The sequence below is a fragment of the Sphingomonas sp. genome, assembly GCF_045810705.1.
In the GTDB taxonomy this organism is placed as follows: domain Bacteria; phylum Pseudomonadota; class Alphaproteobacteria; order Sphingomonadales; family Sphingomonadaceae; genus Sphingomicrobium.
Map to the genome: position 1 here is coordinate 77,645 of NZ_JBJMVI010000010.1, position 12,189 is coordinate 89,833.

Below are 12,189 nucleotides of genomic sequence, written 5' to 3' on the forward strand. Positions count from 1 at the left end.
GAAGGCGGAAAGACTGCTGATCAATGCCGCAATCGCGATGAGGATCGCGGGATCCAAAACAACCATGGGAATCGACTCCATGGACCCATGTTCACCATGTGTTCCCTATTTTCAATAGGAATAATCCTATCCGCAGTTTCACTTAATTCGGCAAGTGCGGCTTTGGTGCAACGGTCGCGGCTTGTTGGATTGGTTGGATTTCCGTAGTTTTGTCCAGAGTCGAGGGGTGCTCGACGTCGGAACAGAGGGGAATCAATCATGCGGAAGCTCATGATTGCCGCGGCACTAGTATCCGCGGCATGGGTGACACCGGCGGCGGCGCGCAACGGCGCTCCCTATGTCGGACTCGACGTGGGCGTGCTCAGGCCTTCAGCCCTGAACTTGCGCCTGACCAATTCCGCGGGGTCGATCGAGAACGCGATCCGCATCAGGCACAAGCTCGGGATCGATGGCGACGCCGTGTTCGGTTATGATTTCGGAATGTTCCGTCTCGAAGGGGAACTTGGCTACAAATCGTCCAAGATCAATGGAGCGACGATCGCCCGCAGCGCGCTGAACGCGTATTCGGGCAGTGCGCTGGGCACCGGCTTCGGATCTCATGGACGTGCCCGCGCCCTGACCGGAATGATCAATGCGCTTATCGACTTTGGCCCGGACGACGGCGTTAACGCTTCGATCGGCGGCGGCGTCGGCGGCGCCCGCGTGGACTATAGGGCGGACTTGATTCCGACCAGCATCCTTAACTTCACTACGAGCAAGGAATCGGGCTTCGCCTGGCAAGTGTTGGCCGAGCTTCGCGCACCGCTTAGCGGGAATGTCGATGCTGGCGTGAAGTACCGGTATTTCGAAACTCAAGCGCTCAATTTCGGCCCGTTCTGCCGGACGACATGCGGCCAGCTCCCGCCGTACGATCTCCATGGGCGCTACAAGGCGATGAGCTTCATGGGCAACCTGACCTACAATTTCTGGTCGCCCCCACCGCCGCCGCCTCCGCCTCCGCCGCCGCCTCCGCCGCCACCCCCGCCGGCGACGCAGACTTGCCCGGACGGTTCGGTGATTTTGGCGACCGACACTTGCCCGGCACCTCCGCCTCCGCCGCCACCGCCGCCGCCGGCGCCGGAACGCGGATAGCTGCCGCCGGACACGGCACTGATTGGAGAGGGCAAGCGCCAGCTACGGCGCTTGCCCTCTCTCCCCCTCTAAGCTAAGGCGCGCACCGTCCGCCGGGCGCTTCGGTCGCTCGCGGAAGCCCGCTTGTCTGCGAGCGCGTACGGATGCGGTGAGCGACAGCTCCCCACCGGCCGCGCTTTTTCGCATGGCCGCGGCTCCGCGACTACCGGGGAACCCGAAAGATGCCGCTTCCCGGATTCGCCGGGCGCGGCAGTGCATTTGACCAGGTCCGCATGTGAAGGTGCGCCACGGTGGCGGCCAAGCGGCAGGCCCGAGTGATTCAGAGAGACTACAGACCTTATGGCGACGACCACATTCCCGACCCGCGACGATTTCGCGGCGCTCCTCAATGAAAGCCTCGGCGGCGAAAACGAAACCTTCGAGGGCAAGGTGGTGAAGGGCACCGTCACGGGCATCGAGAATGACATGGCGGTGATCGACGTCGGCCTGAAGAGCGAAGGCCGCGTGCCGCTGCGCGAGTTCGCCGCTCCCGGCCAGAAGGCCGAGCTCAAGATCGGGGATGAGGTCGAGGTATATGTCGACCGGGTCGAGAATTCACACGGCGAAGCCATGCTGTCGCGCGATCGCGCACGGCGCGAAGCCGCCTGGGACAAGCTCGAGAAGGAATTTGAGGCCGGCAATCGCGTGGACGGCGTAATCTTCGGCCGGGTGAAGGGCGGCTTCACCGTGGATCTCGGCGGCGCCGTAGCCTTCTTGCCCGGTAGCCAGGTCGACATTCGGCCCGTGCGCGATGTTCAACCGCTGATGGACATGCCGCAACCGTTCCAGATTCTGAAGATGGACCGGCGCCGCGGCAACATCGTCGTGTCGCGCCGCGCAATTCTCGAGGAAACCCGCGCAGAGCAACGTTCCGGCCTTATCCAGAGCCTTGCCGAGGGCCAAGTCATTGAAGGCGTGGTCAAGAACATCACCGATTACGGTGCGTTCGTCGATCTTGGCGGCATCGACGGTCTCCTTCACGTCACCGACATTTCCTACAAGCGCGTCAACCACCCTTCCGAGGTGCTCGGCATCGGCGACACCGTGAAGGTGCAGATCATCCGCATCAATCGCGAGACGCAGCGCATCAGCCTCGGCATGAAGCAGCTCGAGAGCGATCCGTGGGAGGGCGCGAGCGTCAAGTATCCGATCGGCGGCGTGTTCCGCGGCCGCGTCACCAACATCACCGAATATGGCGCCTTCGTCGAGCTCGAGCCCGGGATCGAGGGCCTGGTCCACGTCTCCGAGATGAGCTGGACCAAGAAGAATGTTCATCCGGGCAAGATCGTCAGCACTTCGCAGGAAGTGGACGTGAAGGTGCTCGAGGTCGACGAGGAGAAGCGGCGGATTTCGCTCGGCCTCAAGCAGGCGCAGGAAAATCCCTGGGCGGCGTTCGCCGACAAGCATCGCGTCGGCACCGTGGTCGAGGGCGAGGTCAAGAACTCCACCGAGTTCGGGCTGTTCGTCGGCCTCGAGGGCGACGTCGACGGCATGGTCCACATGTCGGACATCGCGTGGGGGGTCTCGGGCGAAGAGGCGCTGCAGCTTCACCGCAAGGGCGAGACGGTCAAGGTGCAGGTGCTCGACGTCGATGTCGAGAAGGAGCGGATCAGTCTCGGCATCAAGCAGCTCGAGGGCGGCGGCGCCGGCGCCGGCGCCGGGTCCGGTGGCGCTGCGCGCGGCGGCGCCGGATCGGCGGGCGGTGTCAAGAAGGGCGAAACCCTGACCGTTACGATCCGCGCGATCCAGGATCCTGGACTCGACGTCCAGGTTGGCGACGATGGAGCGACCGGGTTCATCAAGCGCGGCGATCTTGGCCGCGACCGCGACGAGCAGCGCCCGGAGCGCTTCCAGGTCGGTCAGAAGCTCGACGCCCTGGTGATCGGTTTCGACCGCTCGAAGAAGCCCAACTTCTCGGTCAAGGCGCTCCAGATCGCCGAGGAGAAGCAGGCCGTCGCGCAATACGGATCCTCGGACTCGGGCGCGTCGCTCGGCGACATCCTCGGCGCCGCACTCAAGGAAGCGCAGGCCGCCAAGCCCGCGAAGCCGACGAAGAAGAAGTAAGCCAAGTTACGGGAAACGCGGCGTTCCTTGCGGGGGATGCCGCGTAAATCCCTACTTGCTTCCACAACACTTTCCTGACAGCCTCAATTCCAAACGGCTCCCGGGTACGTGGGGGAGTGGGAGCCGATCCACCTGAAGCGGGGACGCCGATGATCCGTTCTGAGCTGGTGCAGCAGCTGTGCACCGATTTTCCCGACCTCACGCAGCGTGAGGTCGAGGGCGTCGTCAGTTCCATTTTCGATTCGATTACCGAGCAGCTTGCGAAGGGCGGTCGGGTCGAGCTTCGCGGCTTTGGTGCTTTCTCCACCCGTCAGCGGGATGGGCGAGTCGGCCGCAATCCGCGAACCGGAGAATCCGTCTCGGTCGACGCCAAGCGCGTTCCCTATTTCAAGCCGGGCAAGGAAATGCGCGAGCGCTTAAACCTCAAGGAAGTGACCGCGGAATAACACGGCTGGCACTGCCGTCGCCGTGGCTTGAGCAGGCGGACGTGGCGGAACGGTAGACGCTGAGGACTTAAAATCCTCTTCCCGTAACGGGAGTGCGGGTTCAAATCCCGCCGTCCGCACCACGCGCGTTTACTCGCTGATGGCCCCTCAACGGTCATTTTCCCCTGATTCCTCCGATTCGGAGAGGAATTTATTAAGCGAACTCAATTAATCCTCCGCTCAATGGCGGCTGTGGGCGTGACCAGTGTGACGAGGAGCAACAATCCAAGGCTGCGCAATGCCCGGCGCGAGCTGGTCGTTCTGACCGTGCTTATCACGGCGGTGATGCTGCTGATCTGGAACGGCAGCAAATTCTTTCACGCTCTTCCGCTCGGCGATGCTGAGCTTGCGCCGGGGATCCAGGCTGCGAGCACGGCGCTGACGCTGAACGTCGCTCTGATCCTGTTTGGCTGGCGGCGCTACGTCGACCTTCAGCACGAAGCGGAAATGCGCGAGGAGCAAGAGCGCCGCGCTACCGTGCTCGCCACAACCGACACGATCACCGGTCTGTACAATCGCAAAGGATTCGCGGATCGCGCCGGGCAATTGTGCTTGGACGCCGGACTGCGCGGCGACAATCTGGTCGTCATCTCGTTCCAAATTCACCGCTTCAAGTCGGTCAACGACCAGCATGGTTACGAGACCGGCGATCGCCTGCTCAAGACGCTTTCCGTTGCGCTGGCCGACGAGCTGGGCTCGGACGCGGTTCTCGCGCGGCTCGGCAGTGACGAGTTCGCAGTCGCGCTGGCCCTCTGCCCGGACGACATGGGCCGTGCCGACGCGCTCGCCGAAACGGTACTGCAGACAGTCACGAGACCGCTATTGTTCGAGGAACGGATCATCCAGGTCGGCGCGTTCTCGGGCATCGCGGCGACGCCGGCCACCAATGCCCGGATACCCGACATCCTGCGCCGCGCCGACATCGCGATGGACCATGCGCGCAGCGGCCGCGTGGCGCGACCGGTGTGGTTTGACGCGGGAATGGAGCGCGCGCTGATCGCGCACGGGGAGATAGAGCAGGGCATTCGCTTCGGCCTCGAACATGGCCAATTTGTCCCCTATTTCGAGCCACAAGTGGACCTCAAGAGCGGCGACATCGTCGGTTTTGAGGTGCTTGCGCGCTGGATTCACCCGCTTTCCGGAGTGATCGGCCCCGATGTCTTTATTCCCGTCGCCGATGAGATCGGGCTGATCGGTCGACTGTCGGATAAGGTTATCGGCGACGCCTTGCGCGAAGCGGCAGCCTGGGATCCAGCGATCAAGATTTCGGTCAACATCTCGCCGTCTCAACTCGCCGATGGTTGGCTCGCACACCGGATCGTGAAGACGCTCGCGGAGACTGCCTTCCCCGCCGACCGGCTGGTCGTCGAAATCACCGAAAGCTCTCTGTTCGCCGATGTCGACCTTGCGCGCAGTGTCGTCACAAGCCTCAAGAACCAGGGCATCCGTCTTGCACTGGACGATTTCGGAACCGGCTTCTCGTCGCTCGCGCACTTGAGGTCGCTGCCGTTCGATATCATCAAGATCGACCGCAGTTTCGTCACCAACATCAACACGAAACGCGAGAGCTCCGCGATTGTTCGGGCAGTCACGACGCTTGCAGCGGCGCTCCAGGTGCCGGTCTGCGTCGAGGGTATCGAAGATGAGGATTCGTATCGCACGGTCGTCGGGCTCGGCTGCGAGATCGGCCAAGGCTGGTATTTCGGCAAGCCGATGCCGGCCGAGGACGCGCGCGAACTCCTCGACGCGCGCAGCCGCCCCCAAACGGTTCCGGCGCGCAGCGTCAGCAACGGCTGAAAATCGCGTGAAGTCCTCACCGGCGTCCCGGCACGGGACGTCCGGAGCGCTTTCCGCTTGCGCGGGTTTCGGACATGGTAAACACCGCGTTAGAGATTTCGCGACATGCAGTTCGTCCGGCCAGCCTTTGCCACGTATCAGCGCCGCTTCGGCCGCGCGCCGCGTCCGATGCTTGGACAGCCCGCGAGCCGCCAGGCAGATCTCTCTGCAGATCTCAGGCTGTTCGCGACGACGTTCGCCGCCGGGTTCCTGTTCGTTTCGATTCTGATCGGCTGATCGGGCTTAATCGCAGGCCAGGTGCAGCTTCCAGCCAAGCCACGCCGCGACGAGGCACATCGCTGCGACGAGGAGCAATTGACCGACCGGGCCAACGCCGAGGCTGCTGAGCCCGAAGGCGAGCAAGGACCCGATCACCATGGCACCCGAGTTTACGATATTGTTCGCGGCGACGGTTCTGGCGGTCTCGGTCTTCGGCACCGTCGTGGTGAGGAAGGCGTAAAGCGGCACCACGAACATGCCGCCAGTGATGGCGACGCCGAGCAGCGCCACAATCATCAGCCCAGCCATCGGATGAAAGACGAAATTGCCGAGCGTGGTCAGCCCCGGACCATGCTTGCCCCAGGCCAGCGCGACGAAATGGAGCAGCAGGACGAAGACGCCCATCGCAATCACCGATCCTGGTGCAAAACGCGCCGAGACTTCGCTCTTGAGGAGCCGGTTGATCAGCACCGAGCCGAACGCAATGCCAATCGAGAAAATGGCGATGAACAGGCTTGCAACTTGTTCATCCGCGCCGAGCACGTTTTTCACCAGGGGCGGGAAGATGATGATCAGCACCGCGCCGATCGTCCAGAAGAAGCTGATGGACAAGATCGCCAGGAACAAACGGCGGATGTGCAGCGTCGCGCTGACCAGTTCGATCGACGCATGGATGATATGCCAGTTGAACGGAATCCGCTCGGCGGCGGGCGGAGCAGGGGGCACTTGGCGGCCGGCCAGATATCCCAGGACCGCAAAACCGATGGTCGCCGCGGCGGCGATTGCGGGCGTGGAAACGAGCGCCCCGGCGAGGATCGTGCCACCGAGAATCGCGATGTAGGTGCCGGCCTCGACCAAGCCTGTCCCGCCCAAGACTTCGTCGCGCCGCAAGTGCTGCGGTAGGATCGCGTATTTGATCGGGCCAAAGAAGGTCGAGTGAATGCCCATCGCAAAGACCGCGGCAAGCATCAACGGGATGTTGGCGAGCATGATTCCGGCGCCGCCAACCACCATGATGCCGATTTCGGCCAACTTGATGATCCGGATCAGCCGGGCCTTGTCATGATCGTCGGCGAGCTGTCCCGACAAAGCCGAGAAGAGGAAGAAGGGGAGGATGAAGAGGCCCTGCGCGATCGCACTGAACTGGAACTCCTTCGCCGGGTTCGAGAACAGCTGGTAAGTGACGAACAGTACCACCGCCTGCTTGAACAGGCTGTCGTTGAAGGCGCCGAGGAACTGGGTTGCGAACAGCGGCATGAACCGCCGCGCGCGCAGCAGGTGGGTGACGTTCTGAATCAAGACTGGGGCACGAGAGCTGCCATGGGCTGGGCGCATCGCATAGCCAGCTTTCGTGGCAGCGCCAAACCCTATAACGCAGGCGCTCGCCATGCTGTCGCTGCCCAACCTGCTGACGCTCTCGCGGATCCTCGCGGTGCCGATCCTCGTGTTCCTGCTGTGGCGCCCGTCACCTGTTGATTATGCCGTCACGTTCGTCCTCTACTGCATCGTCGGTCTCACCGATTATCTGGACGGCTATCTCGCCCGCGCCTGGGGCAGCATCTCAAGGCTCGGGCAGTTTCTCGATCCGATCGCCGACAAGATCATGGTCGCCGCGGTCCTGGTGATGCTGATCTCCAGCCGCAAGGCCAACCCGGTGCCGGAGATTGCGGGCCTCAACATCATTGCTGCGCTCGTCATCCTGCTGCGTGAGATCATCGTCTCCGGTCTGCGAGAATATCTGGCGGGCCTTCAAGTGTCGGTCCCCGTGAGCGCGCTGGCGAAATGGAAAACCACGCTGCAGCTAGTCGCGCTCGGAGCGCTCATCCTCGGCGGCGCCCTTCCGCAGGTCCCGTGGGTCCACGGCGTGGGCATCATTTGCCTGTGGTTTGCCGCCGCGCTCACACTGGTGAGCGGCTACGACTATTTGCGGACCGGCCATAGGCACATGGAGTGAGCGCGCTCCCGCAACAACAGTGATCGATTTCGCGATTATCTCTGACGAAGATTAGTCGTTTCATTCGAACACAGGCCGTCCGTAAGAAGGGCAAGCACTGGGGCGAGTGCCGCTTTTTAGGCTGCCCGCACCGAACCGGGGCCGCGGCGCTTCCCCTCCCCACCCTCCGCCGCGGCTCCGCCTTCGCCTTTGGCGACCGGCAATAATCGATTTCTTTGCTCTCACTGACGAGAACAACTTGTTTTTGCCCGCGCTCGCGGCGCTTTAGGGCCGACCGAAATTGGATAAGGAGGCCTTCGAACATGGACGCAAAGACGGGGTCGATGGGTTGTCCGGTGGATCGGCCGACGACCGTTCGCTCACTGCTTGGCCGCACAAACCGCGATTGGTGGCCTGAAGCGCTGCCGATCGACATCCTGCACCAAGGCGGCGCCTCGCCCGACCCGATGGGTGCTGATTTCAACTATGCCGAAGCGTTCAAAGGACTCGACTACCGGGCGCTCAAGAATGACCTTACCGCGCTGATGACCGATAGCCAGCCGTGGTGGCCGGCGGATTATGGTCATTACGGTCCACTTTTCATCCGCATGGCCTGGCATGCCGCCGGGACTTACCGCACCGGCGACGGACGCGGCGGTGCCAACAGCGGCCAGCAGCGATTCGCGCCGCTCAACAGCTGGCCCGACAACGGCAACCTCGACAAGGCGCGCCGGCTGCTGTGGCCGGTCAAGCGGAAGTACGGCAAGCAAATCAGCTGGGCCGACCTGTTCATCCTGGCAGGCAATGTTGCCGTCGAGTCGATGGGGGGACCGATCTTCGGCTTCGGCGGCGGACGCGCGGACGTTTTCGAGGCCGAGCGCGACATCTATTGGGGCGCCGAGCAAAAATGGGTCGATGCCGCCGAAACGCGCATCCAGCCCGAGCGCGAAATGGAACTCGAGAACCCGCTGGCCGCGATCCAGATGGGCCTCATTTACGTCAATCCGGAAGGGCCGGGCGGCGTGCCCGACCCGCTGCAATCGGCGCGCGACATCAAGATCACCTTCGAGCGCATGGCGATGAACCACGAGGAGACCGTCGCACTGACCGCTGGCGGCCATACCTTCGGTAAGGCCCATGGAGCGGGCGATCCCAGCCTCGTCGATGCTGCACCAGAGGGCGCCGATATCTCGCTCCAGGGGCTCGGCTGGGCGAGCGCTCACGAGAGCGGATTTGGCGAGCATACGATCACGAGCGGTATTGAAGGGGCGTGGGTCAATACGCCGACGCAATGGTCGGACAATTATTTCCGCCTGTTGCTCGACTACAATTACGAACTGGTGCGTTCGCCCGCCGGCGCGCAGCAGTGGCAGCCGATCAACCAGAAGCCGGAGGATATGGCGCCCGCCGCGCATGATCCGTCCAAGCGCGTGCCGACGATGATGACCACTGCGGACATGGCGCTGAAAATGGATCCGGAATTCCGCGCGATTTCGGAGCGGTTTCGCCACGATCACGAGGCATTCAAGGATGCCTTCGCGCGCGCCTGGTTCAAGCTCACCCATCGCGACATGGGGCCAAAGGTCCGTTACCTCGGTCCGGAAGTCCCATCGGAAGACCTGATCTGGCAGGATCCGGTGCCGCAGGGCGGCGTGCCGTCGGACGGCGACGTTTCGGCGTTCAAGACGAAAATCCTCGGCGCGGGCTTCGGCATCGGGCAGCTGGTGAAAACGGCCTGGGCGTCGGCGTCGACCTATCGGCGATCCGATCATCGCGGTGGCGCCAACGGGGCGCGCATCCGTCTCGCGCCGCAGAAGGATTGGGCGGTCAACGAGCCCGACGAGCTGGCGCGCGTGCTCGCGAAGATCGACGAGCTGCGCGGGTCGCTGTCGATGGCCGACGCGATCGTCCTCGCGGGCACGGCCGCCGTGGAGAAGGCTGCGAAGGATGCTGGCTTCGACGTCGCCGTGCCGTTCACAGGCGGCCGCGGCGACGCGACGCAGGAGTGGACCGACGTCGAGAGCTTCGACTGGCTCGAGCCGGCAGCGGACGGCTTCCGCAATTACCTGAAGACCAAGCATTCGGTGAGGACAGAGGAGCTTCTTCTGGACCGAGCTTCGCTGCTCGGACTGTCAGCGCCGGAAATGACGGTGCTGCTTGGCGGTCTTCGAGTCCTTGGCGCCAACTACAAGGACGCGCCGCACGGCATGTTCACGGCGCGCAAGGGTCAGCTGACCAACGACTTCTTCGTCAACCTGCTCGATAACGATACCTTCTGGAAGGTGGTCGACGAGAGCGGCGACGAGGAGTTCATCGGCTATGACCGTGGCGGCGAGCAGGAGAAGTGGCGCGCCACGCGGACCGACCTCATCTTCGGCTCGAACAGCCAGCTAAGGGCGACCGCGGAAGTGTATGCCGAGAAGGGCAACGAGCAAAAATTTGTCCGCGATTTCATCAATGCCTGGACCAAGGTGATGAACGCTGACCGCTTCGACCTGCCGCAAAAGTCGAAGCCTGCCGAGCCGATCGGGATCGCCGAGCCCGCGATGGCCGAATAGATGAGCTGCGCCGCTGGCGCTCAGCTGTCGAGCGGCTCGAGCGCGGGCGCCACAGTTGCGGCCGCTGAGACATCTGGCACGAGGTCGGCAGCGATGCGCCGCAGGGCCGTTGCGAGCAGCAGAAATTCGGTTTCGCGTGGGCTCGAGCGGCGCCAGATGAGCGCGATTCGGCGGTAAGGCTGGTCGGAGCGCAAGGGTCGCGCCTCGACCCCCGTCCCCGAAAGAATCCCCGCCTCGATCGCCATGCCGGGGACGAAGGTCACGCCGAGGCCATTGTCGACCATCTGGACGAGCGTGTGCAGCGAGGTTCCCATCATCGCGGCATGGGCACGGAGCTCCGGGCGGTTGCAGGCCGAGAGGGCGTGGTCCTTGAGGCAGTGCCCGTCCTCGAGCAGCAGCAGCCGGCTCTCATCAATCTCGGCCGCAGTGACCGCCGCTGAGGCGGGCGCTTCGCCCTCCGGATATGCGATGTAAAGCGGATCGTCGAAGAGCGGCGCGCTGTCGACGTCGCCGCAGGCGAAGGGGACGGCAAGAAGCACGCAATCCAGCTGACCCCGGTGAAGCGCCTCGCAAGCGGCGGTGCTCGTTTCCTCGCGCAGGTAGAGCTTGAGCTCGGGCCATTGCTCGCGCACCCGCGGCAGCATCGTCGGCAGAAGGAATGGCGCGATCGTCGGGATGACGCCCATCCTGAGCTCGCCGTGGAGCGGGCGACCCTGGGCGCGGGCCATTTCGGCCAGTTCCTCGGTCTCGCGCAGGACCTTGATCGCCTTGTCGGTGATCTTTTGGCCCAATGCGGTGAAACGGACCACGCGACGCGTTCGCTCGACTAGTGTCAGTCCGAGCAGCGTCTCAAGTTCACGGAGGCCTGCAGACAAGGTCGACTGGGTGACGAAGCAAGCGTCGGCCGCTCGTCCAAAATGCCCAAAGCGGCGCAGCGCAACCAGATATTGCAGCTGTTTGACGGTCGGCAGATGGACGATCATTGATTGAGCAATCCAATCACAGGTAACCCTATAATCGGGTTGAACGATTTAAACCAGCCCACGAACCTGGTGATCAGCCGGCGAGCATCCGCAGCGACACAACCAGCAGGGTGATCGCGAGCACTGGTCTTAGCACCGAGTCCGATGAGCGGCCGGCGAACAAGCTGCCGACGATGATCCCGGGGACGGACCCGACGAGCAGTGCCAGCATAAGACCGAAGTCGACCGAGCCAAGCCACCAATGGCCGAGGCCGGCAATTAGCGTCAACGGCACGGCGTGCGCGATGTCGCTTGCGGCGATGCGGGCGATGGGCAGGCGAGGGTAGAGGATTAGAAGTGCCGTCGTGCCCAGCGCGCCCGCTCCCACGGACGTCACGGAAACCAGCACACCGAGCACCGCGCCGAGCACGATCGTCCAGCGCCTGAGCTGCGGCGGGTCGAGCGCGTGAATGTGGTGACCTGCCCACTTGAGGATCCACGGGCGGAAGAAGACCGATATGCTGGTCAGGAGCAGGGCTCCACCGAGCAGCAGGTTGAGGACTCCAGACGCGGGGCCGCTGGTAGTGCCGACGCGGCTCATGACGAGCAGCGTCAGCACAGACGCGGGCACGCTGCCGAGAGCGAGGCTTTTGACGATGCGCCAGTCCACGGTGCGTTGCTTGCCGTGGACTGCGGTCCCTACGGTCTTGGTGACCGAGGCATAGAGCAAGTCCGTTCCGACCGCGGTGGCCGGGTGAAAGCCGAACAACAGCACAAGCACGGGCGTCATCAGCGAGCCGCCGCCGACGCCGGTCATGCCGACGAGCACTCCGACGAGGAACCCGGCGACCGAGTAGAGTGGGTTGTAAGTTGAGAAGATCGAAGCCCCCTTCGTCAGATCACGCTGCAAATCCGCGGGGAGGCCTTCCTGTTCCGGGACCGCCGCCGGGCCCGGCTAGCAT

At 63.5% G+C, this 12,189-nt stretch carries 10 protein-coding genes and 1 tRNA gene; 8 read left to right on the top strand and 3 right to left on the bottom strand.

What is annotated here, in order from left to right:
- Positions 1-258 precede the first annotated feature (258 nt).
- The 6 genes from ACJ8FR_RS05075 to ACJ8FR_RS05100 all read left to right on the top strand — a co-directional run bounded on the left by ACJ8FR_RS05075 (position 259) and on the right by ACJ8FR_RS05100 (position 5,792).
- Positions 259-1,131, top strand: a complete 873-nt coding sequence (locus ACJ8FR_RS05075) for an outer membrane protein (RefSeq protein WP_407827533.1) — start codon at positions 259-261, stop codon at positions 1,129-1,131.
- Positions 1,132-1,470: 339 nt separating this feature from the next.
- Positions 1,471-3,234, top strand: coding sequence for a 30S ribosomal protein S1 (rpsA, locus tag ACJ8FR_RS05080; protein ID WP_407827534.1), 1,764 nt, complete (start codon positions 1,471-1,473; stop codon positions 3,232-3,234).
- 149 nt (positions 3,235-3,383) lie between these two features.
- The gene (locus tag ACJ8FR_RS05085; protein ID WP_407827535.1) at positions 3,384-3,680 is read left to right on the top strand and encodes an integration host factor subunit beta; all 297 of its coding nucleotides are present in this window, start codon (positions 3,384-3,386) and stop codon (positions 3,678-3,680) included.
- Positions 3,681-3,715: 35 nt separating this feature from the next.
- Positions 3,716-3,802, top strand: a tRNA-Leu gene (locus ACJ8FR_RS05090).
- 115 nt (positions 3,803-3,917) lie between these two features.
- A complete protein-coding gene (locus ACJ8FR_RS05095) occupies positions 3,918-5,516 on the top strand; it encodes a putative bifunctional diguanylate cyclase/phosphodiesterase (protein ID WP_407827536.1) in 1,599 nt (532 codons plus the stop codon).
- A 105-nt stretch (positions 5,517-5,621) separates the two neighbouring features.
- Complete coding sequence (locus ACJ8FR_RS05100) at positions 5,622-5,792, top strand: hypothetical protein (protein ID WP_407827537.1); 171 nt, start codon at positions 5,622-5,624, stop codon at positions 5,790-5,792.
- Positions 5,793-5,798: 6 nt separating this feature from the next.
- Here ACJ8FR_RS05100 and ACJ8FR_RS05105 read toward each other — a convergent pair whose 3' ends face one another.
- Positions 5,799-7,070 carry an MFS transporter gene (locus ACJ8FR_RS05105; RefSeq protein ID WP_407827590.1) on the bottom strand — a complete coding sequence of 424 codons (1,272 nt, stop codon included), beginning with the start codon at positions 7,068-7,070 and terminating at the stop codon, positions 5,799-5,801.
- Between the two features lie 91 nt (positions 7,071-7,161).
- Here ACJ8FR_RS05105 and pgsA point away from each other — a divergent pair, with 91 nt between their 5' ends.
- Together pgsA and katG are read left to right on the top strand one after the other, a co-directional pair.
- Positions 7,162-7,728 carry a CDP-diacylglycerol--glycerol-3-phosphate 3-phosphatidyltransferase gene (gene pgsA / locus ACJ8FR_RS05110; protein ID WP_407827538.1) on the top strand — a complete coding sequence of 189 codons (567 nt, stop codon included), beginning with the start codon at positions 7,162-7,164 and terminating at the stop codon, positions 7,726-7,728.
- Positions 7,729-8,030: 302 nt separating this feature from the next.
- Positions 8,031-10,265, top strand: a complete 2,235-nt coding sequence (gene katG, locus ACJ8FR_RS05115) for a catalase/peroxidase HPI (protein ID WP_407827539.1) — start codon at positions 8,031-8,033, stop codon at positions 10,263-10,265.
- A 20-nt stretch (positions 10,266-10,285) separates the two neighbouring features.
- Here the strand turns inward: katG and ACJ8FR_RS05120 are convergent, their stop codons facing one another.
- Positions 10,286-11,248, bottom strand: coding sequence for a hydrogen peroxide-inducible genes activator (locus ACJ8FR_RS05120; protein WP_407827540.1), 963 nt, complete (start codon positions 11,246-11,248; stop codon positions 10,286-10,288).
- Between the two features lie 73 nt (positions 11,249-11,321).
- Positions 11,322-12,044 carry a sulfite exporter TauE/SafE family protein gene (locus ACJ8FR_RS05125; protein ID WP_407827591.1) on the bottom strand — a complete coding sequence of 241 codons (723 nt, stop codon included), beginning with the start codon at positions 12,042-12,044 and terminating at the stop codon, positions 11,322-11,324.
- Positions 12,045-12,189 lie beyond the last annotated feature (145 nt).